Annotated in this window: 20 protein-coding genes; 8 read left to right on the top strand and 12 right to left on the bottom strand. The window is 51.0% G+C overall.

The genetic code is table 11. The features are described 5' to 3' along the window. Positions 1 to 91: 91 nt before the first annotated feature. Positions 92 to 658 (bottom strand): DJ-1/PfpI family protein, encoded by a 567-nt coding sequence (locus KKG35_14555; protein MBU1739349.1) that lies wholly within the window; start codon positions 656 to 658, stop codon positions 92 to 94. Between the two features lie 249 nt (positions 659 to 907). On the opposite strand from KKG35_14555, the gene nadC reads away from it, so the two are divergent. After that, a complete protein-coding gene (nadC, locus tag KKG35_14550; GenBank protein ID MBU1739348.1) occupies positions 908 to 1744 on the top strand; it encodes a carboxylating nicotinate-nucleotide diphosphorylase in 837 nt (278 codons plus the stop codon). A gap of 356 nt (positions 1745 to 2100) precedes the next feature. Here the strand turns inward: nadC and KKG35_14545 are convergent, their stop codons facing one another. The 8 genes from KKG35_14545 to KKG35_14510 all read right to left on the bottom strand — a co-directional run bounded on the left by KKG35_14545 (position 2101) and on the right by KKG35_14510 (position 8743). Then, on the bottom strand, positions 2101 to 2337 hold the full coding sequence (locus tag KKG35_14545) for a hypothetical protein (protein ID MBU1739347.1): 237 nt from the start codon (positions 2335 to 2337) through the stop codon (positions 2101 to 2103). Positions 2338 to 2432: 95 nt separating this feature from the next. Beyond that, positions 2433 to 2858 (bottom strand): CBS domain-containing protein, encoded by a 426-nt coding sequence (locus KKG35_14540; protein MBU1739346.1) that lies wholly within the window; start codon positions 2856 to 2858, stop codon positions 2433 to 2435. 4 nt (positions 2859 to 2862) lie between these two features. After that, positions 2863 to 4086, bottom strand: coding sequence for a cation:proton antiporter (locus KKG35_14535; protein MBU1739345.1), 1224 nt, complete (start codon positions 4084 to 4086; stop codon positions 2863 to 2865). A gap of 166 nt (positions 4087 to 4252) precedes the next feature. Continuing rightward, a complete protein-coding gene (gene cobA / locus KKG35_14530) occupies positions 4253 to 5803 on the bottom strand; it encodes a uroporphyrinogen-III C-methyltransferase (GenBank protein MBU1739344.1) in 1551 nt (516 codons plus the stop codon). 186 nt (positions 5804 to 5989) lie between these two features. After that, complete coding sequence (gene hemC, locus KKG35_14525; protein ID MBU1739343.1) at positions 5990 to 6925, bottom strand: hydroxymethylbilane synthase; 936 nt, start codon at positions 6923 to 6925, stop codon at positions 5990 to 5992. A gap of 61 nt (positions 6926 to 6986) precedes the next feature. Then, positions 6987 to 7199 (bottom strand): zinc ribbon domain-containing protein, encoded by a 213-nt coding sequence (locus tag KKG35_14520; protein MBU1739342.1) that lies wholly within the window; start codon positions 7197 to 7199, stop codon positions 6987 to 6989. Between the two features lie 24 nt (positions 7200 to 7223). Then, on the bottom strand, positions 7224 to 8168 hold the full coding sequence (locus tag KKG35_14515; protein MBU1739341.1) for a hypothetical protein: 945 nt from the start codon (positions 8166 to 8168) through the stop codon (positions 7224 to 7226). Then, positions 8165 to 8743, bottom strand: coding sequence for a D-sedoheptulose 7-phosphate isomerase (locus tag KKG35_14510; GenBank protein ID MBU1739340.1), 579 nt, complete (start codon positions 8741 to 8743; stop codon positions 8165 to 8167). The genes KKG35_14515 and KKG35_14510 overlap by 4 nt, the downstream gene beginning before the upstream one ends. Positions 8744 to 8942: 199 nt before the next feature. Between KKG35_14510 and KKG35_14505 the strand changes: the two genes are divergently transcribed. The 3 genes from KKG35_14505 to KKG35_14495 all read left to right on the top strand — a co-directional run bounded on the left by KKG35_14505 (position 8943) and on the right by KKG35_14495 (position 13104). Beyond that, entirely contained in the window at positions 8943 to 10040 is a 1098-nt protein-coding gene (locus tag KKG35_14505) for a D-alanyl-D-alanine carboxypeptidase (GenBank protein MBU1739339.1), read from the top strand. Between the two features lie 226 nt (positions 10041 to 10266). After that, on the top strand, positions 10267 to 12501 hold the full coding sequence (locus KKG35_14500) for a hypothetical protein (GenBank protein ID MBU1739338.1): 2235 nt from the start codon (positions 10267 to 10269) through the stop codon (positions 12499 to 12501). A 144-nt stretch (positions 12502 to 12645) separates the two neighbouring features. After that, the gene (locus KKG35_14495) at positions 12646 to 13104 is read left to right on the top strand and encodes a hypothetical protein (protein MBU1739337.1); all 459 of its coding nucleotides are present in this window, start codon (positions 12646 to 12648) and stop codon (positions 13102 to 13104) included. Positions 13105 to 13106: 2 nt separating this feature from the next. Here KKG35_14495 and KKG35_14490 read toward each other — a convergent pair whose 3' ends face one another. Then, on the bottom strand, positions 13107 to 14579 hold the full coding sequence (locus KKG35_14490) for a methyltransferase (GenBank protein ID MBU1739336.1): 1473 nt from the start codon (positions 14577 to 14579) through the stop codon (positions 13107 to 13109). A 311-nt stretch (positions 14580 to 14890) separates the two neighbouring features. Here KKG35_14490 and KKG35_14485 point away from each other — a divergent pair, with 311 nt between their 5' ends. After that, positions 14891 to 16174 (top strand): response regulator, encoded by a 1284-nt coding sequence (locus tag KKG35_14485; GenBank protein MBU1739335.1) that lies wholly within the window; start codon positions 14891 to 14893, stop codon positions 16172 to 16174. 362 nt (positions 16175 to 16536) lie between these two features. Next, a complete protein-coding gene (locus KKG35_14480) occupies positions 16537 to 17703 on the top strand; it encodes a trypsin-like peptidase domain-containing protein (protein ID MBU1739334.1) in 1167 nt (388 codons plus the stop codon). A gap of 70 nt (positions 17704 to 17773) precedes the next feature. On the opposite strand, the gene KKG35_14475 is transcribed toward KKG35_14480, so the two are convergent. Beyond that, positions 17774 to 18292, bottom strand: a complete 519-nt coding sequence (locus KKG35_14475; protein MBU1739333.1) for a 3-isopropylmalate dehydratase small subunit — start codon at positions 18290 to 18292, stop codon at positions 17774 to 17776. A 24-nt stretch (positions 18293 to 18316) separates the two neighbouring features. Then, a complete protein-coding gene (locus KKG35_14470; GenBank protein MBU1739332.1) occupies positions 18317 to 19600 on the bottom strand; it encodes a 3-isopropylmalate dehydratase large subunit in 1284 nt (427 codons plus the stop codon). 451 nt (positions 19601 to 20051) lie between these two features. Here KKG35_14470 and KKG35_14465 point away from each other — a divergent pair, with 451 nt between their 5' ends. Continuing rightward, on the top strand, positions 20052 to 21728 hold the full coding sequence (locus KKG35_14465) for a GAF domain-containing protein (protein ID MBU1739331.1): 1677 nt from the start codon (positions 20052 to 20054) through the stop codon (positions 21726 to 21728). A gap of 116 nt (positions 21729 to 21844) precedes the next feature. Further along, the gene (locus KKG35_14460; GenBank protein MBU1739330.1) at positions 21845 to 23656 is read left to right on the top strand and encodes an extracellular solute-binding protein; all 1812 of its coding nucleotides are present in this window, start codon (positions 21845 to 21847) and stop codon (positions 23654 to 23656) included. Positions 23657 to 23754: the final 98 nt, after the last annotated feature.

Below are 23754 nucleotides of genomic sequence, written 5' to 3'. Positions count from 1 at the left end.
AAGTGCTTTGTCAGGTCTCTTTATTCTATAAAAAACAGCTCTGCCAAATCAACCAAATACCTCATGGCCTGAATCTGCTAAAAAAAGTTTGTCAACTGCAAGGTCTTTGCAGACCGGCCTCAACAGATTTCCGGGTGGCGGTGTCTGCCAGGATCTCGATAATTTCAAGGGAAAAATCCATTGCCGTTCCCGGTCCCCGGGAAGTGATGATTCTGCCGTCAATCACCACCGGAGCGTCCTTTATGCGAACATTCTTCAGTGCCATTTTTTCAAGGGATCCGGGATAACTGGTGGCGCTTTTGCCCTCGAGAATGCCTGCTTTGCCGAGAACCATCGGGGCGGCACAGATTGCGGCGATGTGGCGCCCTTTGCCTGCCATTGATCGCACCAGGGACAGAACCCGGTCATCAGCCATCAGGTTGTTGGTCCCCGGTTGCCCGCCGGGCAGGGCGAGCAGGTCAAACTCGTTTGCCATCACCTGGTCAAGGGTTGTTTCAGGGATGATCAGCGTTCCTCTGGCGCAGGTAACGGGTCCGACCTGGTCGGCAAGGGTGGCGGTGATCACCGTAAATCCCGCCCGGCGGAAAAGATTGATCATGGTCACCGCTTCCAGTTCTTCACAGCCGGGGGCAATCGGAATGAGTATCCTGCTCGACATTTTCGGGGTCCTCCATGTTGATAGTCGGTAAAAATTGAGTTGAGCAGCTTGTCTGCCCATACGAAACTTGTACCCAAGGGGGACTGAAGTGAGTCACCGCGGGGTGAAAAGCGAGTTTTCGGGGCGGGAGAAACAGCAATCACCCTCTCCTCCGTTAAAGTGCTTGCCAAATAGTATCCTCTTTCATAATCTGTCAATTATCAACAGATTTTTCCCATCCACCCATGACCCATGAAGAAGAATTGATCTATGGACAGCCAGTATCTGCGGAAAATCATCACAAGCTTTCTGGCGGAAGATATCGGCCAGGGAGATATTACCAGCGAGCCGATTTTCCCTCCCGACCAGCCGGGAAAGGCCATCTTTATTGCCAAGGATGATTTTATAGCCGCCGGACTTGAGACCGTGGCGCCGGAAGTGTTTTATTGTCAGAACGAAACAATCACCTGCCGGGGAATTCAGGACGGGGCAGGAGTTTCTGTCGGGGATGAAATTCTGAGCGCCGAAGGTCCGGTTCTCGACCTGTTGAAAGCGGAACGGGTCGCCCTCAATCTGGTCCAGAGATTATGCGGGATCGCCACCCTGACCGCCCGATATGTGGAGAAAGTAAAAGACCTTCCCGTGACGGTGGTTGATACCAGAAAGACCACCCCCGGCCTCAGGGTTCTTGAGAAATATGCGGTCCGGGCAGGTGGTGGCCATAACCACCGGATGAGTCTGGCTGACGGGGTTCTGATCAAGGACAACCATATTGAGGCGTGCGGGTCGATCACCAGGGCGGTGGAAATGGTACGGTCCCGGGCACCGCACACTCTGAAGATCGAAGTGGAAACTGAAAGTCTTGCTCAGGTGCGGGAATGTCTTACCTGCGGGGTTGAGATCATCATGCTCGACAACATGAGTTGCGACCTGATGCGCGAGGCCGTCGAAATTGTCGCCGGGAGAGCACTGCTTGAGGCCTCCGGAGGGGTCAATCTGGAGACGATTCGGGACATTGCCGAAACCGGAATCAATATCATCTCCGTAGGTGCCCTCACCCATTCTGCACCGGCCTGTGACATCAGCATGCGGTTGAGTGCGAAATGATATGAGAAGCAGAAACTGCTCCCCCTGTGGCATCCATTTCCGCCACCATACAAAAAGGCCCTGCCACCCGAACGAAATCCATCCACATTAGATGGCAAGGGGATGTTCGGATAGCAGGGCGAATGTCCATCAGTAGAGACTGACAAACTGATTCAAGTTATAAAATTTATCCGGGAATTTCAATACCGGAAAATTACGAGGATCCCTGCTGTTACCTCATATCCTTGCCCAGACACCAAAAAACCTTGCCAGCGATTATTTACAGGAATATGAAACACGCTGAATAGCGCATAATGTGCAAGAAAGAATGCAGGCCTTTGCTCATATTGCAGGGTCTGCTTTGTCCAAAATGGTTCTTATTTAAAAAGCTCTTCAAGTTTCCGACGGGCGGCCTCACTTTCCGATTCATAAGCCGCGTCATTCTCTCCGCCCTTCATTTTAAAATATTCGCAGAGGTTTTTTCTTTCCTTGTCATGCACCGCATCGGGAATTGCCGGCTCCCGGCACTCACGAGATACATTGGGATCATAAAAGGCACAATTCAGGCAGATATGCAGATCCCGCCCGCAATGGTCACACTCATCCCGAAACATGATCCTTCCAGCGGGGATTCCTTTTTTGCAGAAAGCACAGAACATGGACAATTTCCTGATTGTAATGATTCGATGAACACTAAATTCTCTATATCCTATAATTCATAATATTTCAGAAGATCGATCGCGGTAATATCAGCCAGAATACGGCCGTTCCCGTCAACTACCGCCATCTCCTTGGCCCCGGTGCCGGCCATGCGCTTGAAAACGGCATCCACGGTTTCATCGGGAGAAGCGTTGACGTTGCCGCTGCTCATGAGATGGGCGGCCTTTTCGACATGGATGTTCCGCAGGATATCCCGAGGGTGGATCTTGTCATTATAATGATATGGATACAGATGCCGGATCAGCGAGCCGATGGTGATTGCGCCAAGGAGCCGGCCCTGCTCGTCGACCACATAAACCAGGCGGGTATGGGGAAAACGAACCGCCACCCGGATCACTTCGCCGATGTCGCTATCGCTCGAGACACAAGGAAGTTCCCGGTCCTTGATATGCTCCATGATCTCTTTTATTTTCATAGATTCACCTGTCGTTATTTGTCTCGCCTGCGTTCATAATCGCCCATTTCACCAGAGGCGGGGAAATAATTTCATTCAGGATGATTGAGACCAGCATCGCACTGAGCAAAACATCGAAAACCTCTGCCGGCAATATCGGCCGGGCAAGAAAGATCAGCCCCAGAGAAAGGCCTGCCTGCGGCAAAAGGGCCATGCCGAGATTTCGGTAGATCAGGGGTGAAGCTTTGGCAATTCTGCCGCCGATATAGGTGCCGCCCAGTTTGCCGGCAAATCGTCCGACGAGAAGGATCATGCCGAGAGAGGCGGACGTGGCGAAAACCTTCATGTCGAAATGGGCGGCGGCAAGGGTGAAAAACAGACAGAACACGGTTTCCTCGATAATATCCAGTTGATGGAATAAATCATCAGCGTGCCTGACCTTGTTGATAATGACAAACCCGGTCACCATATTGGCCAGGAGTGGCGAAAAATTTAACTTATGAGCTAAACCGCTGACCAGAAAGATCACCCCGAGGGTCAGCATGAAATTGGCCTCAGGCCGTTTCGACGGGTCGAGAAATTTGCTGAAAACAAGTCCCGCCGCCAGACCAACCGTCACAGCGCCGACAATAGTCATAATCCCCTGCAGAACAAGAGAAACGTCCGTGCTGCTGAACAGCAGTTGACCGGCGATGGTGATGGCGCCGGCAAAAATAATGATGCTCAGGGCGTCGTCCAATGCGACAACCCCGAGCAGGGTGGTGGTGAGGGGGCCCCGGGCCCGGAGTTCATGGAGAACCGCCATGGTTGCTGCCGGGGCGGTTGCAACCGAAATGCCCCCCAGAACAAGGATCACCGAGAGGAAGGTGCTGCCGTTTTCACTGATGATCCCGGGGAGAAAGTGTCCCGACAGATAAACGGCGAGGCAGCTGCAGATAAAAGCGCCGGTTCCCTCGGCGAAGTTGATCCACAAGATTTCTTTTCCCAACCCCCGAATCCTTGAGATCAGCAGGCTTCCACCAATGGAATAGGCGATGAACCCAAGGGCGATTTCGGAGGTGAAATTGAAAAGGTCTTCGATCTGGTGAAGTGAGAGCAGACCGCTGATTGAAGGCGAAAAAACCAGTCCGCTGACAATATAGCCGCTGATTCTCGGCAGCCGGAGAAGATTGGCACCCTTGCCGGCGAAATAACCTGCAACCAGAATAAATCCGAGAATAAAGAGGGGATGAAACGCGGAAAGAGTCATCGCGATCCTGTCCTGAATTGTTGGACGCCTTGGTATCACGAGTCGGCGTGGTAAAGCTTAAGTCGGGCAGCTCGTCTGCCCGTACCGATTAGTTACGTTGAAAAGCGTGCCTGCTTATCCGAAACTTATGCCCCTGGGCGAATGCGAGCTCGCGAGACATCGAGACTTATACCCGCAGGGTGTAAAAGTCGGTGATGGCTTTTACCATGGCGGGGATGGTGTACACCTCGGGCTGCACATCTATTTTGAGGCCTTTCTTCTCGGCGGTCCGGGCGGTGATCGGGCCGATGACCGCCACCTTCACCTCACCCAGCAGCTCCCTGAACTCCTTTTCATCCCTGATTTTGAGCATTTCCAGGAAATTCCGGACGGTGGAAGAACTGGTGAAAGTCACCATATCGATTTCCTTATTCTCCAGGGCCGTCCGGACCGCTTCATAATCGTCCGGCCTGATATTGCGATACACCGGAGCGACTGTCACCACGGCCCCGTTCTCCGCAAGTTTTTCCGGCAGGACCTCCCTCGCCTCCTGGGCTCTCGGGATCAGCACCTTGCTGCCCTGAACACCGGCTTCAATCAACGCCTCGGCCAACCCTTCACCGGTAAATTCTTCGGGCAGGAGGTCCGCCTTGATCCCGTATGATCTGAGGGTGTCGGCGGTGGCAGTGCCGACCACGCCAACCTTCGGTCCCTTCAAATCGCGGCCATCCATCCCAAGTTCGGAAAGTCTTCTGAAAAAGAATTCTATGGCATTGATGCTGGTGAAGAGAAGCCAGTCATACTCCGCCATATGCTGTAATGCCTGATCGATTTCCTGCCAGCTTTCCGGCTCGACGAGGGCGATGGTTGATCCCTCCAGGCACTCCGCCCCGTTCTCTTCGAGCAGCATCACCAACTCGCTGGCCTGGGCCCTGGTTCTGGTGACGAGGATCTTCTTGCCGAACAGAGGCTTTTTCTCGAACCAGCTGATCGTGTCACGGAGCTTGACCACTTCGCCGACCACGACCAGGGCCGGAGGGGTAATCCCTTCCTTTTTCACTTTTTCGGCAATATCGGCAAGGGTGCCGACCACCGTCCGCTGCTCCGGGGTGGAGGCCCAGCGGATCACTGCTACCCTGCTTTCCGGCGGGCGACCATGCTTGATCAGATTTTCGGCAATTGTCGGAAGATTCTTGATCCCCATATAAAAAACAAGGGTGCCGATGCCGGTTGCAATCTTGTCCCAGGCCACCCGGCTGTCTTTTTTGGTCGGGTCTTCATGGCCGGTGATAAAGGCAACCGAAGAAGTGTAATCGCGATGGGTGATCGGAATGCCGGCATAGGTTGCGGCAGCGGTCGCCGAAGTGACTCCGGGCACTACTTCAAAAGCGATGCCGGCAGCGACCAGCTCTTCGATCTCCTCTCCCCCCCGGCCGAAGATAAACGGGTCCCCGCCTTTAAGCCTAACCACCAGCTTCCCTGCCCTGGCCTTGTCGACCAGGATCTGATTTATTTCTTCCTGGGTGAAGGCATGGTGGACATTGCCCTTTTTTCCGGCATAAATGAGTTCTGCCGTTGCCGGCACATGCTTCAGTAGTTTTTTGCTGGCAAGATGGTCATAGACCAGGACTTCGGCCCTGCCGAGAAGGGCGAGACCTTTCACCGTAATCAAACCAGGGTCACCGGGGCCAGCCCCGACCAGGTAGACCTTCCCGGCATTACTCTTGTTTTCAATCATTGATTTATTTTCTCTCACGATAAAACGACAGGGAGCGCGGGACATCATTCCCGGCGCTCCCCTCAATTGCTGCTCTGATTTTTATAGCGTAGAGTCACTACCGAAAAAAGAAAGTTTAGAAAACCATTCGCTCAGCTCACCTCAACAACTCTACACTCATCACTCTTCACTTTTAACTTTTGACGATCACTTCACGTTGTCGCCGTACACTTCTTCAAGAATTCGCCGGCCGCCGAGATCAAGAATTTCCTCGGCCAGGGCGATACCCATGCTGACTGCATCAGAAACCTTACCGCTGACTTCCTTCTTGACCACTTCGCTGCCGTCAATGGCTGCGACCAGCCCGGTCAGGGTGAGACGATCGCCATCAACGGTGCCGAACGCGCCGATCGGCACCTGGCAGCCGCCTTCAAGGCGATGGAGAAACGCCCTTTCTCCGGTGACCGCGATGGTCGTCTCCTCATCCTGGAGAAAGGCCAGGCCATCGAGCAATGCCTGGTTGTCTTTCCGCAGCTCGATTCCGACTGCGCCCTGGGCGACGGCCGGAAGCATTTCAGAGGGCTCGAAGTAGGAGGTGATCCGGTCGGACCATTTCATCCGGTTGAGTCCGGCGGTGGCAAGAATAATCGCATCATACATCCCCTCATCCAGCTTGCGAAGTCTGGTGTCGAGATTTCCGCGCAGGTCCTCGATTTTCAGATCGGGCCGCAGGCAGGCCAATTGTGACTTGCGGCGCAGGCTGCTGGTGCCGACAGTCGCTCCTTCCGGAAGGTTGTTGAAGGATTTGTATTTTACCGAGATAAAGGCGTCCCTCGGATCTTCACGCTTGGTGACCACCCCGATATGCAGTTCGTCCGGCAGGTCGGAAGGAACATCCTTCATGCTGTGGACCGCCATATCGACCTCGCGGGAGAGCATCGCTTCCTCAAGTTCTTTGACGAACAACCCCTTGCCGCCGACCATGGCCAGGGGAACATCGAGAATCTTGTCACCCTTGGTCACGATTTTGACCAGCTCAACCGTTGTTTCCGGGTACTGACTCTCGATCAGGTTTTTTATATTCGTACTCTGGGTCATGGCCAGAAGACTGGCTCTGGTCCCGATCTTGATAATTTTCTGCATCAGTGGATTCCTTTGTCTAGTAGTTTCGAAAAATATAGTGAGATGACTTTGTCAGCTAAATTTAATGGCAGCTGCTGCAGCTGCCGCCGGCACAACCGGAACATTTGCCGCCGGAGCCGGTGCCGTCATTCCCACCCGTCCGGGAGGAGAATGACGACATCATCTTTTTCAGATCATGGCTGCCGCATTCCGGGCATTGCGGTTTCTCGCCGCCCATGACCAGGAGCTCGAACTCTTTGCTGCACTTCCGGCAGCTGAAATCATAAAGCGGCATTATAACGTATAACGAACAACCTTTTCAATTATCGATCCGTTCCAGAAGTCCGGCAATCAGGAGCGGGATCATCAACTCATGGTGACCCAGCACGTTGAATCCCCGGCCGCCGGTTGCTGTGGGCCTGTTCACCACGTTGGTCATGGTCCGATACTGGCGGATAAAATCGAAGTTGGCGGTGGTGAACCGTTCAACCTTATACCCCAGATTCCGGACCACGGTGATCGCCTTCAGGAACACCTCGGGCATTAAAACAGCCGATCCGAAGTTAAGATATGCGCCGCCCTCGAGTTCGGAAACCTGCCGGCAGAAGAGTTTGAAATCATGATAGCTTGTCTGGCCGATTGCCGCACCGTCGGCAGAAGGGTGGATATGGACGATATCCGTCCCCACGGCCACGTGGACCGTTGCCGGTATCCCCAGTCGCCTGGCTGAGGCGAGCAGGCTGCAATTGTTGTGCGGGAAGTTCCGTTCCAGAAGATAAGCACCAAGGGCTTCCCCCATTCCTGTACCGGCCCGGGCGCCACGATTGATCGCTTCGTTGATTACCTCCCCGGTCTCTTTTGCAGCGCCAAACTGACCGGCTCCGAGAACCAGGTCAACATCTTCGGAGGTCCGGCCGACCATGGCGATTTCGGTATCGTGGACGATGCAGGATCCGTTCATCGCAATTCCGGTAATCACCCCTTTTTCCATCAGATCAATCAGAAGAGGGTTCAGACCGACCTTGATGACATGCCCGCCCATCCCGACGAGAATCGGTTTGTCATGGTTGTAGCTTTCGGCAAGCCTGCTGATGAGTTCCGGGAACTCACGGCCAAGGAGCTGATCGGGAAGGGAGGCGAGAAATTCTTTGACCGTGGCGCCTTTCTGCAGCGGTCTGGCAAAATTTTCCACAGTCACTTTGCTGAACCGGTCGTGAACCGAATAGGTGTTGAGATCTTTAAAATCAAGCGGATCAATGGTCATTGATTATCACCGAAAAGAAGATCGTCGACCAGCCAGCATAAAAGATGTTCCACCCAGACATGGGTTTCCTGGATATGGGGGGTGACCGTGGTCGGGACATTGAGCGTGATATCGGCCATCCCGGCCAGAATCCCGCCGCTGCCGCCGGTGAGTACCGCCGTGTGCAGCCCCATGCTTTTCGCTGTCTCAATCCCCTTCACCACATTCGGGGAGTTACCGCTGGTCGAAATACCGAGGGCAAGATCTCCTTTTTTGCCGAGAGCCTGGACCTGTTTGCTGAAAATCTCGGCAAAAGAGAAATCGTTGCCGATACTGGTAATGTTTGACGTGTCGGTGGTCAGGGCAATGGCGGCAAGGGGCGGCCGGTTGATCATGAAGCGGTTGACGAACTCGGCGGCCATGTGCTGGGCATCTGCCGCACTGCCACCGTTACCGAAGATCAGAACCTTGTTGCCGTTTCGTAAAATATCGGCAATAAGTTCAGCAAGAGCGATAATTTTATCGGTATGGCCCGCCGCGAAATCTTCTTTTGCGGATATTGAATCTTTTAACTTCGCAGCGATAAATTCTTTCATGGTAAATATCCGCCGTAACAGGTTTATTTTAAAGGCGCTTAACATATTACAGCTGGTGCTCTTTGTCAATAAAACGAAGGTGTCGACTGTCGCCCTTTCCTTGGTGATCTCTCTCCAGTTTTTCTGGCTTCCCGCTCCCGCGCCCGCAGCTGTCAGTGAGCCACGGCAGACTGCAGCTCAGAAGGAGATTGGCCGGTTGATGGCAAACGGCTCCTATGCACTGGCGACCGAGGACCGAATCATTCTCTCGTCAAACCTTGATCTGCCAATGGTCCCGGCAAGTATCAGCAAGCTTCTCACCTCTCTGCTCGCCATCAGGACTCTCGGTCTTGACTACCGGTTCAGGACTGAATTCTACATCGACCAGGACAAAAACCTGTTCATTCAGGGTTTTGGCGATCCCTTTCTGGTCTCGGAAGAGATTCCGGATATCATGCAGAATCTTACGAAGAGAGGGGTGAATGAGGTCCGCACGATTTTTATTGATGACTCCAGTTTCAATCTTTCTGCTCCCCCGGATGGCGCCGGGGAAACCCTGAATCCTTATGATGTGTCCCCCGGGGGCCTGGTGGTGAACTTCAATACGGTCAATATCAGCAAAGACAAAACCGGACTGATCACTTCTGCAGAACCACAGACTCCTCTGCTGCCGATCATGAAAACCCTTGGGAGAAATCTGCCGGCCGGTATCCACCGGATCAATATTTCCCATGAACCGGAAAATGTCACCACCCTGACCGGCGAGCTTTTCAGGGCTTTTCAGGTATCAGCCATGATCTCGGGTGAAGGGCCGATTTTACAAAAAAAAATTCCGCCTGATGCAAAGCACATATATACGCATCGTTCATCAAAAAATCTTGAAGAGCTCATTACGGGGATGCTTCTCTATTCGAACAACTTCACTGCCAACCAGTTGTTCCTTACAGTCGGCGCAGTTTTGCACGGGTATCCTGCCACCTGGGAGAAGGCGCAATCGGCCATTCATGATTTTATCGATGCCGATCCGGTGCTCTCAAAGAGCGGCATTACAATCATTGAAGGATCGGGACTTTCCCGAAAAAACAAGGTCACGGCCCGGGCGATGCTGCAGATCCTGAAGCTGTTCAGGACCTACACCGATCTGCTGCCGTCTGAAAATGGAGATCTGATCAAGTCGGGCACCCTGACAGGGGTATACTCCTACGCCGGGTATCTGAAAAGAAATCACTCCTTACAGAGCTTCGTGATCATTCTAAACCAGAACCGAAATACCCGGGACCGGATTCTGTCACTCCTGAAAACGGTCAATGAGAATTGATGCATTCGTAAAAAGCCATCTACGTCCGCACCGGCCAACGATAAAACAATGAGTCTATTATCACTGCCCTTCCGTCTCGAGGTTTTTTGCGAGACCGAAAAAATTAATTCGAGCGCCTTGTCACTGTATTTGCTTCAGGCTTATGCTTTTGATAATATTTGTTAAGTATCCAGAAAACAGTGACGCGCTCATTCTTAGACCCTGCTCTCCTTAATAAAGGCTGACGATGGCACCGGAAGAAGAAAAGTTTGATCTTGATGAATCGGCCCGGGCTCTTTATCGGCAGTTTGCCGGGATCGACGATTCCGACCGTGCCGCCGAAGTAGATTCTTCCCGCTCAGAACTCATCGAGTATCTGAACAAGGAAGAGAAGATGCTTGATTACTACCGCCTTCTCCTCTCCCAGGCCACCTGTTTATTCTCAGAAATCCTGACCAACAGCCGTTTTGCGATGCTGGAAAAGGAAAACGATCAGAAGATAATCGCCTTTATCAATCACTTAAAAAAGATTGCCACCCACCCCAAGTTTGACGGCCGGATCACCTGCCGTCTTCGCGGCCAGCAACAGCCTGCCGAACCGAGCGGGACAGAAATCGGCTCATCCGAAACCTATGACTATGAACTCTCGGTAGGGAATCTGCTGCTCGACTACAATATGGCCCGCATCGTCGAGCAGAGGGAAAAAGAAAGGGGCAAGGCGATTTACGCCAAACTGATGGACGCCTTCCGGGCCATGAGCGTCATGAAGATCTTCAACTTTTCAATCGAAATCGGCAAAGGAGCAAAAAGCGATTATGACCGGATCGAAACCACGATCAGGCATCTGATCAATTTTTACAAGAGTGAGGGGACTGCCGACCGGAATGTGGTGCTTGATGAATATGATCAACCGAATATCAACCTGACCCTGCTGGCCGCAACCAACAAGGTTAAAGCCGCTGCCCTGCAGAATCTGGTTGACAAGATCAAGCCGAAAATCCTTGGCCCTGAACCTGCCGAAGAACTGAGTTTTTTTACAACTGTGTATGATGTCATTCTCGCTTCCAAAAAGTACCGGGAGCAGTTGGCAAAGATGCCAATCGAAATCAACAATGTCCAGTGGCTGACCCAGAACCTCCGGACAGATGCGAAAAAAACGGCGGAGGCGGTTCAGGCTTCACGTCTTGTTCTCTCCAAATACGGGAATAATCCCAGGATGGCTTCTGAGGTAATCTCCAGTATCAACAGTGATGGATATAGCGAAATCCGTACCGAGACCATGGGAAAAAGGCTCAGTCTGGCAACGGATTTTCTGTCCCTGGCGAAAGAAAAAGACAACAAGGTTGTCCAGAAGGAGGCCCTGAACAATATCGAGGCAGGTCTTGATCATGTTCCCGATGAGATTTTCGACCGGTTGACTATCCGGGACGGTGAAATAAGTACGGTTGATGACCAAGGAGAGAGCAGGGAGTGGTCTCTTAACAAACAGCTCTTTGGTCTGGTCAGTTTTTTCAAGCAGCGATCGGAGACCAAGAAAAAGGTCCAGTCGATCGCCAACCGGAATGTCCAGTTTGATTCAGAAGATTATTCGGTCATCGCCAGAAATTTCCAGATCACCGAGCTTGAAGCGGCGCATCTGATCGACCTGCTTCGCAACTGTTTTAACGAACAGGGGCATTTCCGCCGCAATTTCTTTGAAAAAAACATCCCCGAATTCGTTCAGTATGAAAGCCGGGTCTTCGGTTTCCTCTGGCATTATCTGAAGGAACTGCCGTCAAGGGAAGACCGGGTCTCTTTTCTGAACGCCCTGCAGTTGCTGGTGGGTGAACTGAAACAACCTCAGGATGCTTTAAAAATACTGCTCTCTGATATTTTCAGCCGTTCTGCGGTAAATTATTCCGACCGAAACGGCCTCATACTAAGCTCCATCCTGCTGCGCACCATGAACCGGGAAGCACGGAGCAATATCGAACTCACTCCGGAAGAGGTCCTCCTGGTTCGGAAAGGGCTCAACCAGGAGATGGTTCAGGTGGCACTCGACTTTTTCGAGAAAAATCATGAACTGCTGATGCGAAAATTCAGAAATCTGACCGAAGCACTGTTGAAATCCTCCGACCGGGATGAGTCGCAAGGTGACGAAAAACAACCCAGATTTCTGCTCTACCTGCAACGGGAGATCGTGATTTTTTTCGCCCTGATCGGTGGCGAGGCCGCCCAGTCGATTGTTCTGGCGATCGTCAGGGAGTTTGGCAACCCGACCTCCTCATTTTATAACACCCAGCCCGAGAAAGCTGACCTCAAGCATGCCCTGCAGCTTCTACAGGTGTCAGTCCGCGCCTTGCGAAGATTTGAAAATCCCCATGCCGAGGGGCTTTTTGACGAAATCATTGCCAAGGAAAGCGATTTCATAAAGCTGAACGACGATCCGTCTCATGAGTCCTATGTCAAAAGAGTCCTGGGCAGGATACGTCAAGTGGTCTGAAAAGAGTTTGACACCACCATCTTTCCGGACGTTCCGAACGTGATTTTTTCACCAAAATAATCATGCGCATCTCCTGATAATCAGGATAAAATATTGATAACAACCTTAAAAAACCGATTCACTCTATTCATCAAGGAGCTGGTTATGCGAACCGGAATTGTTTTAATTGCCCTGCTCTTCCTGACATCATTTTTTTTCCCCGCGTCCAGCCTCGCTTTATCGGGTGATTGCCTGCAAGGAGATTGCACAAATGGCGTCGGCACCTTCAAATTCCCAGGGGACGAACAGTATCAAGGGGACTGGAAAGACGGTAAACAGCACGGCGTCGGCACCTGGACATTTCCAGACGGCAGAAAATACATCGGCCATTTTAAGGACGGCAAATATGACGGCCCGGGAACTTTTTCCTGGCCGGATGACACGAAATATGTCGGCGAATGGAAAGACGGGCTGAAACATGGCCAGGGAAAATGGACTTTCCCTGACGGCAGAAAGTTCACCGGTGAATTCATCAACGGCAAACCAGGTAAAGGGAACTGGTCGTTCCCCGATGGCAGCAGGTATCAGGGCATTGAAAAACCCGGAACCATTAAAGCCAGATAACTCTACCGGCCCAGCATGACCATTGTTTCCAGGTGTCGGGTCTGGGGAAACATGTCAAATCCGGCCGCTTTCTGCAGACGAAAACCGTGCTCAAGAAACATTGCAAGATCGCGGAACAAGGTTGCCGGATCACAGGAAACGTAAACAATCCATCGACAGTCACCGGCAATGATCGCAGGGATCGACTCTTTGCAGCCCATGCGGGGCGGATCGATGATCAGCAGATCGAATTTCGCCCCCCTTTCCGCAAGGATTTTCATGCCCCCGGCGGCAGATGATCTGAAAAAATTGCAATCAAGGCCATATCTCGCGCTGTTTTTTTCCGCACTTCGCACTGACGATCTCTGCTGATCGAATCCGGACACCTTGTATCCGAGCATTGCCAGAGGAATGGAGAAATTCCCCATCCCGCAATACATGTCAAGCACGCGTTGCGCCCCGCTTTCCCTGACCCAATCGATCAGAACATTCACCAGCACCTGATTGAGTTCATGGTTGACCTGGGAAAAGCCACCTGCTTCGTAGGTCAGTTCATACCCCCCTGCATTCTGACCTCCAGGCGCAGAGAACGGCAGGATTATTGAAGCAGCCGTGAGCTCATCGTTTCCATCAGCGCAGACAGTTTGACGCAGGGCTCCTTCGGTGTCCAGAACCACCGCCTTAACCGGGATCAGCTCAGAAAGCAGCTCCCTTGCCGCAACCAGATCTCCGGCCCTGGGTTTCCGCCTGGTATGAAAGACAATGAGTCCGGTGTTGTCGCCAGGACTCGATAGTATTTCCAGCTCTCTGGAAATATCCAGAAGCCGACGGGCCGGAACACTTTCGAGAAGAAAAGGAATGAGAAAACCCGTTTCGGCCGATGCCAGAGGACACCCGGACACAGGCTCCAGGATATTGGATCCCGGCCTGAAAAAACCGACCTCCCCTCTTTCATCTATATGCAGTCTTACTCTCTGTCGATAATGAAAATGTTTTGGCGAGCCGGCAACCCCTTGCCAGATTACGGTGAACTCATTTTCGCGGGAATTGAAGCTCCCCGCGGCATGCCGCGGGGAATCTCCGTATGGAAGGTTACTTACATCAGATTCGCTCACTAACCCCGCAGCAGGGATGGGAGCCTGCGACACTCGGAGCTGCGGGGAATGCGTTTCGCTATGCATGTTCAGTAAATGAGACAACTGATCATGAAGAAATTCGTTTTTGATGGTGAGTTGAAAATCATAGGTCGCATGCTGAAAATCACAGCCTCCACATTGTCCAAAATGACTGCAGAGAGGATCCGTCCTGAAGGGTGAAGCGTTTTTAATATCAAGAGGAAGACATTCGGCATAATCCTTGTGTTGCCTGATGATCCGGTACGAAACCAATTCACCGGGCAAAACGTACGGCACCATTGCAATCTTGCCATCGGACATCCTGCCGAGACCACAACCGTTGCTGATAACCTTCTCTATTTCCAGAATTTTTTCAGCCAAAATCATCAACCATGGTTTTACTTACTGTCAAAGGTTCTGTATCATTGTCTTTTGAAAACACTAAAAAACGGCGAAATGTTGCAATTTTTATTTGCTATACTCCGTTTAATAATGGCATATATTCGAGGTGCTCAGTTAAGGGAATCATTATATTCGTTTTCTGCCGGGCACAAAACCTTTCCGGTAAGGAAATCAGAATCACTGGCTCCCTGGCTATCGATCGTTTCCGGGCGTCAACACAAACACTGGCAGGATCTCCTTTTTAAGCTTTATTTTTACGTTTAACCAATGTTTATTTTGCGGGAAAAAGAATGAAAAACATACTGGTTGTCGATGATGAAGACACTATCAGAATAACCATGTCCGAATGGTTTGCCGTTGCCCACGCTGATGCCCAATACAATGTTCTGCTGGCAGCTGACGGAAAAGAAGCGGTTAAACTGCTTGCGGCGGAAAAGGTTGATCTGCTGATAACCGATTTGAATATGCCAAAAATGGACGGCTTTGAACTGCTCGCCCACATGAACAATAATTACTCTTCTACCCCGATTATCGTCATGTCGGCATTCGCAACCCCGGACATCAAAAAGAAAGTTATCGATCTCGGCGCCGCGCAATTTATTCCCAAGCCCTTTTCTTTTGAAGATCTCGAGGAGATAGATTTCAACAGAATCTTCGCCCCCCCCAAAAAAAAGAACAATGGCAAAGGGTATGTCAACGGCATTTCGTTGCAATCTTTTCTGCAGCTGATCAGCATCGAGGCTAAAACCTGCACCCTGCAGATCAAATCCGGCGATAAAACCGGGACGATGTATATCCTGAACGGGGAGCTCATCAACGCCTTGTCCGGCAACCTTGACGGCGGCAATGCCGCCCGGGATATCATTTCCTGGAATGATGCGGGGCTGACCATTGAAATAGATCATGAGTGTACGAACAAGGATCGAAAGATCCAGTTCACCATTATGGGGCTCCTGATGGAGGCTGCCAGACTCCAGGATGAACGGGAAGCTGCGGAGAGCGGCCGTGTTGACGAAGAGGGTGAAGCGGCAGTTAAAGAGAAGGGTGAACCTGAACCGTCATCCCCCCCGAAATCTGAAGTAAAACCAGCACCTGTAACGGTTCCCGAAGTCGTGCCGGAACCTCCACCTATGCCGAAACCCGTTGCAACACAACCTCCTTCACCTCCGGTTGCGGTGAAGAGCAACAAAAACGACCTCGCAGGTATTAACCTCCCCAAGGTCCAGGAAAGGTTGAAAGAGTTTTCAGCCATCGACGGTTTTGCCGGAGCAGCGCTCCTCACGGTGAACGGCGAACCCCTGCAGATGGTCAGCACCAGCGGCAGTAATGTAAACCTTGAAAGCGCCGGAGTTTTTGCCAATAATATCCTAACCACTGCCAGGTCCTCCACCCGCAATATGGGAATCGGTATCAGCAAGATGGTCCAGATAGACACTGAATCAGGACATCTCTTTATTTCCGGGCGAGACAAATTCAACGTCATGCTCATCCTGGCCAGCAGCAGCAGCCTTGGTCTCGCCAAGATGATGGTCACCAAAGTCCTGGAAGAAATCGCCGACGATATGAAAAATTAATCTCGTTTGGATCATTCCCCTGCCTCATGATGGGTTTATAGCTGATATGCAAAGCTGGATTCGCAGCTTTCAAGGAACGAGAAAGTTTTTCGTTCAGTAAAAGTAGTTGTTTCGGGGGGAAATTTTTTCACATGAATTTCTTGCGATTCTTTCATGGCGAAGTCCTTTTGGGCAATACTATTCTGCACACGAAAGATTATTATCCTCCGCTCTGAAACCTGAATTCTTGTTGCATCCGCATTACCTATTCAAGTTTTTTTTTCACTGCTTACTTTCCCTGAATCTTTTAATGAAGTATAAAGTTAGGTAATTTTCCGGTTTGAGATTCACTTCTTTATTGAATATTGCAACTCAGGTAAATCATGGAATGCCCGAAATGCGGTTCAGAACAGGACGGAACGACCGAATGCCTTAAATGCGGCATTATCTTTGCCAAATTTCTGAAAAGAGCTGAAGAGGCTGAAAAGAAAACCGATCAGGTCCATCCTGAACCGGAAACTCAGTCAACACAAAAGAGAAGCCTGGTGCCAATTCTGGCATTTGGAGCGACTCTATTGGTGATAGCTGGAGCTGTCGGGTTCTGGTTAGGAAGCGACAGGATCCCACCTGGGCCAGATAAGGATACCGAAACCAACCTCCTGCAGGAATCTCGGCAACTGAACAATTACGCGCAAAATCGTCAAGCTTCTCAAAATTCTGTGCAGCAATCAAAAGTTTCCGGATGGAGCCAACAGTCTGACGGGAAGGACACCGTTAGCGCCATCGAGCGAGCGAGACAGGCTACGGTCTTCATCAGTTCCCCATGGGGAAGTGGATCCGGTTTTTTTATTGACAGCAGAGGACATATCGTTACCAACCGCCATGTTGTTCAAGTCAGCCCGGAGAAACTGGCCAGTCTCAAGGCAAACCGGGACAAGCTGCAGGAAGACATTGAGAATGAGAATAAAAGCCTGCGGTTCCTTGAAAAGGAGTTCCCAAAAATCACAAGACAGGACGTACGGCAGCAGCTCGAAAGACAGTATGAAATCCGGACCAGAAATCTTGCTAAGGCTATGAGCGTCTATAAGGAATTTGAGCAACAGATCAGCGCAATGTCATTAAAATCTGATTCAGATATCAAGGTGACGTTGCTTGATGGTTCTCAATACAGCGTCAGTTCCATCAACCTCAGCCAGGACATGGATCTTGCTTTATTAAGTGTATACATTAACGACACACCCTATATAAAACCTTCAAGCGATGCCCTTGAAATGAGCCAGGGAGAAAAGGTGTATACCATCGGCAATCCTTCCGGGCTTAATCACACCGTGACCTCGGGGATTATCTCGGGATATCGGCGACACAACGGCAAGACCATGATTCAGACCGATGCGCCAATCAATCCCGGGAACAGTGGTGGTCCATTGATTGACCAGGAGGGAAAGGTGATCGGAGTGAATTCTAAAATTCTGACCAACACCGAAGGAATAGGTTTCGCTATTCCAATAACTTATGTCGAAAAAGAGTTTTCTTTCTATATCCAACGCTAAATGAAAGTTGTTCCAGACGAAAATATGCAACCCGGAACAACCAGGAACATCACTTCCTGGGCAATTTTTATCAGTACTTTTTGTCGGCGTAAGCCAGCCAGCCGCCTGCCTCGACGAGGTCACGATCAAATGAGTTCAAGGAGAACGTGAACGATTTCTCGTTGTCTCCTGCAACAACAATTCTGGACCCTTTCAGATCGACTTTGATGCTGGCGCCATCACCGGCTGCCATGATCTGGTCAATCTCAGCTTTCTTCAGTTCCACCGCGAGCATCCCGCAGTTGAACATGTTCTGCCGGAAGATTCTGGCAAAACTTTCTGCGATGACCACATTGATCTCATTCACCTCAAACACCCAGACCGCATGTTCTCTTGACGAACCGCAGCCGAAGTTTGCCCGGGTGACTATGACCCCTGCCTTTTCAAGTGTTTCCGAAGCCGGATCAAATCCGTCAAGCTTGAGGTCCTCAAGAAGATAAGGTTTCAAGGCCTCTTTGCTGTTCTCGGTCAGATACTTGGCTGGAATAATCTCATCGGTATTGATATCGCTTCTGTTCAGGCAGATGATCGAACCGCCAAACTCTTTCATTTTCTTTCTCCAGCTGATTGATGATTACAGAAATTTGCGGGGGTCGGTTATTTTTCCGGTTACGGCAGTAGCCGCTGCAGTCATCGGGCTCATCAGATGAACCATTCCGCCCTTCCCCATTCTGCCGTTGAAATTGCGATTGGTAGTCGAGGCGCATACCTCGCCCGCTGCCAGAACACCGTTACTCATGCCGAGACACGCTCCGCAGGTTGGATTGGTCACACAGAATCCCGCTTCCATGAATTGCCGGATCAATCCTTCAGCAAGTGCCTGACTATAAACCAGAGGAGTTGCCGGTGAAAGTATTCCCCGAACGCCATCGGCAAGTTTATGCCCGGCCAGGATCACCGCGGCAGCGCGCAGGTCTTCAATCCGGCCATTGGTACACGATCCGATGTAGACCTGATCCACCGGAGTCCCCTCCATTTCGGAGACATCCTTGACCTCGTCTGGCTTGAAACCGTAGGTCACCTGGGGAACCATGCTGCTCACATCGAGAGAGAACTGCCCCTCATATTTCGCGTCGACGTCGGAATGCCATTGCCGAAAGTCTTGAACGGCTTCATCGATGGTTGCATAATTTTCTTTGATGAAAGGCCAGAGATATTCGGCGGTCACCCGGTCGGGCATGCATACACCGCAGGTTCCTCCGGCTTCGATGGCCATATTGCAGAGAGTCATTCTCGCTTCCATACTCATCGTGTCGATCACTTCTCCCCTGAACTCCATGACCATGTCGGTTGCGCCATTTACCGTCAAAGAGCGAACAATCTTCAGGATAACATCCTTGGCGGACACCCCGGTCGGCATCACTCCGTTTACATTGACAAGCAGGGTTTTGGGCATCCTGAACGAGCAGACGCCCTTGAGGATTCCCACTTCCAGATCAGTGGTGCCGACCCCTGCGGCAAATGCACCAAATGCGCCATGGGTGCAGGTATGCGAATCACCCATGATCACGGTGTTTCCCGGCCGGACAAAACCCTTTTCCGGAAAGAGGGCATGGCAGACACCATTCTGACCGATATCAAAAAAATCTTTTATGCTCTGTCGCCTTGCCCAGTCTCTCAAGATCTTTGCCTGGGTGGCCGTTTTGGAATCCTTTGAGGGGGTAACATGGTCAATGACGACCTTGATCTTCGCAGGGTCAAACACTTTGTCCATGCCGCGTGCCGCAAGATCATTGATCGCGATGGGGGTCGTGATTTCATGACACATGACAACATCGATATCGAGCACGACGTTGTCCGGGGTCGGGTTGTCTCTGGTATGGGCTGCAAAGATTTTCTGGGTGATAGTTCTGCCCACGATAATTCCTCCACACGTTGTTATTATTCAAAGTCTGTTAAAAAAAACAGCCCCTTTGTTATCACAAAAAAGACGAGTTGTTTCTGCACCGTATAGAGATGTTGTGCAGTATTACCGGAATTTATTGATTTCGGAACTGGACATATTAGAACATGTGGCAAACTTTGCAAAGCTGTTTTGATTCCCGCCGGAATTTTCATAATAATCGTCAATTGCGATGATTCTTCAGGAACAAGAACTCCATGGATTATTTCTCTTTTAAGAACCAGAAAATCTTAATCTGCTGAAGAGTCTTGTATCGAGACAGGCACAATTTGCCCTAAGCTTATTCGGGAATATTACCTGCCGGCATTTTCTGAAAAACATAGCCTTTGGAAGGAATAATTGCTAAATTGGACGATATATTCTAACGACATGAGAGTGTCCGACAAAACTACAAGGGGAGAGCTTGATGACCAATTCCGGCGGCAATATCAGGAACGGTCATAATAATCTTCAGATCAGGTCAACCCTGATCAAGGAGATAGCCACGGATCAGTATGGGGCCGTCTCCCCGTTACTTTCCGATCTGATCGATGATATCCGTGATCTTTATCAGGGAAAATGGGAATCCCATGAGGCCTGCCAGACCGGGTATCACAATCTTGATCACGCCCTTGATGTCGCCCTCCTCACCGCCCGGATGATCGGCGGCTGGAACAAGCTGAACGACAGCAATCATCCCCATCTTGATGAATCAATCTTTCTCGCCGCCATCGCCAGCGCTCTTTTCCATGACACCGGATACATCAAGAACAAAGGCGATTTTGACGGGTACGGTGGCAAATATTCCTTTTCCCACGAAGACAGAAGCATGGAGCTGGCCGCAAATTATCTTGCGGAAAACAACTGGCCGGAGCGATTGGTCCGGCTGGTGCCGAACATCATCTCCACCACCAAATTCCATGGCCCCCTGACCCTCGAGGGACTTTTCGATAACCGTCAGGAATCGGTAGCCGGCAGAATGGTCGCCACTTCCGATCTGGTGGCCCAGATGGCGGATGTTGATTATATGCAGCGGATCAATGACCTCTATGCCGAGCTGCAGGAAGCCTACCGGTTCGAAACCAAGGAATCCCTTGAGGAGCGCGGGATCAAGGTCTTCTCCTCCGCCAAGGAAATGATTGACGGCACCGTTGACTTCTACGAGCACTTTGTGCTGCCCCGTCTGCAGGATCTGGGACGGATGGACCAATATCTGGTAACTTTTTTTGGTGACGGAAGAAACCCGTATCTTGAAAACATAACCGCCAATCTGTCCGGGCAGCTGGTGGGAAAAAGAAGCCGTTGGCGCAGACTTGGCGATATCCTTGAAGACCTTGGCCTGGTCAGTGCCGAGCAGCTTAAAGCGGCCCTGGTCCACCAAAAAGATGGCAAAGACCCTTCTGCCGCAAATCCGAGGAAAGTTTCCGGCACTTCTCTTCGCGACCGGCTTCTTTCCTGGATGGAAGGCAGCCAGTTCAACGAGAAATGTCTCGGCGAAATCCTGATGGAGATGCAGAATATCAAGCCCTCTGTTCTCCGGAAAGGGCTCCTTTATCAGGCCCTGCCGCATTCCATGATCACCAGAATGTCCCGATCGGAGCTGCTGTTTCTCCTGCAGATTTCTATCCTGCTGCAGAGTATCGGTCGCGGCCCCTGGCTCTTTGACCAGATTCTTGAAATGACCAATGAACTGTTGAACTGTGAGGGCAGCTACATTCTTCTGGCCGACACGGAAAACCAGGAAATGCTGATGGCCATTCCCACCGGCCCGAACAAGGAGCAGCTCGACGGTCAGACGATGCCGGCAGATAAAGGACTCGCCGGCTGGGTTTTCAGCCACGGGCAGCCTGCGATTGTGAACAATGTCCATCAGGATGATCGTTTCGACTCGGAAATCGACAGCACGGTCCGGGAAGGCTTTGACACCAAATCGGTAGTCGCGGTTCCGCTTCATATCAATGGCGAACTCATCGGGGTCATGGAAGTTGTCAACAAGATCACCGGTGAATTCTCAAGCCACGATCTTGATATCCTGACCCTGCTCGCCAACGTGATTGCAGTCTCTCTCGATGGAGTCTTCCGCTTTCAGGATTTCTACACCTGATCCTGCATGAAAACATTTTCCCCCTGCTCCACCTCTGCTTGCATCTTTGGCGCTTTTCCATTAATTTTTGTGACTGTCGATTTGTTCATCATCCTTAGACCGGATTTTAATACACCATGATCAGACCTTCTCCCCGTATTTATCTGTGCCGGATCACTCTGGCGGCTCTTACGTTCCTCCTTTTCCTTTGCCCAATTTCCTTTGCGGCTCACGGGATCAGCATTGACGGCAAGGTGAAATACCCGGCCGATTTTTCCCGTTTTTCCTATACCTCGGACAAGGCGGTCAAAGGAGGGCATCTGGTTCTGCACGGACTGGGCACTTTTGACAAAATGAATCCTTTCACCCTGAAAGGGGACTCCCCCGATGGGTTGTCAATGCTGGTTTTTGAAAGCCTGGCGGTCAAAAGTCTTGATGAACCGTTTGCCGAATACGGGCTCATTGCCAGGGATATTGAACTCGGGGCAGACAAACTGTCGGTGATCTTCACTTTAAATGAGCAGGCTAAATTTTCCGACGGGACTCCGGTTACCTGTGAGGATGTCAAATTTTCATTTGAGACCCTGACCGGAGACAAGGCGGATCCGAGATTTCAGTTCTATTATAAAGATATCAAAAATGTCGAGATTCTTGATTCGAGCAGAGTCCGGTTCAATTTCCATCAGCCAAACCGTGAATTGCACCTGATCGCGGCGGAACTGCCCATTCTCTCCAAAAAATTCTATACCGAAAACCCTTTCGGCGATTCATCACTGGTTCCACCGGTCGGTTCAGGCCCATACACGGTAGAAACCTTTAAACCTGGTAAAATGATCACTTACAAAAGAAACCCGGAATACTGGGCCATCGACCACCCTGCCCGCAGGAACCAGTTTAACTTCGACAGAATCACCTTCAAATTCTTCAAGGACCAGAGTGTCTCTCTGGAAGCGTTCAAGGCCCATGATTTTGATTTCATGGAAATCAATGTCGCCAAACAGTGGGCAAGGGACCTCGATGGTCCGAAGTTTACGAGCAAGGAGATGATCAAGGAACCACTGGCCCACAAGAACAATCAGGGGATGCAGGGATTCGTGATGAACACCCGCCGGCCGCTCTTTCAGGATGTCCGGGTCCGCAAAGCGATGTCCCTGGCCTTTGATTTTGAATGGACCAACAAGTCCCTGTTTCACGGTCAATATACCCGCAGCAGCAGTTACTTCAGCAACTCGCAGCTTGCCGCCACCGGTCTTCCCGAAGGGTTGAGCCTGAAATATCTTCTCCCCTTCAAGGATAAACTTCCCGGGGAGGTTTTCACCTCACCGCTGGAGGCGCCAGTCGTCCAGGACCAGGCAAGCCTGCGGAATAATCTCCGGCAGGCGAAGACTCTGCTCCAAGAGGTCGGCTGGACTCCTCGTGACGGCGTTCTGGTCAATTCGGAAGGGAAGCCATTTGAATTCGAGGTGTTATTGTATTCACCATTTTTCGTCCGGGTAATGGAGCCGTATGCGAAAAACCTGGAGAAGCTCGGGATCAAAGTCAATATCCGACAAGTTGACCTGGCTTTGTATATCCAGCGGATTAAAAACTTCGAATTCGATATGATGGTTAATGTTTTCGGCCAGTCCCAATCTCCGGGGAACGAGCAGGTCGATTACTGGCACTCCAGCACCGCCGACCATCCGGGATCCGGCAACCTGATCGGTTTGAAGAATGAGGTTGTCGATCACCTGGTCGACAAGATCGTCTATGCAGATACCCAGGAGGAACTTGCCGCCGCCTGCCAGGCCCTGGACCGTGTTTTATGGTATGGCTACTATGTCGTTCCAAACTGGTACATTCCCTATCACCGGGTCGCCTACTGGAACAGGTTTGAAAAACCTGAAACCCTGCCCACCTATTACTCACCGATCAACGCCCTGATGACCTGGTGGGTGAAAGGGCAATGAAGAACGCAGAATGCAAAATGACGATCAATCAGTAATTGTGTCATCTGCACAGCCGGTTATTTGTTACATTGACTTTGTTTTTCAGCAGGTTGAATCGT

Source organism: Pseudomonadota bacterium (genome assembly GCA_018823285.1).
Taxonomy (GTDB): Bacteria; Desulfobacterota; Desulfobulbia; order Desulfobulbales; family JAGXFP01; genus JAHJIQ01.
Note: the sequence above shows the minus strand (reverse complement) of the source record. Positions and strands in the feature narration are given on the sequence as shown.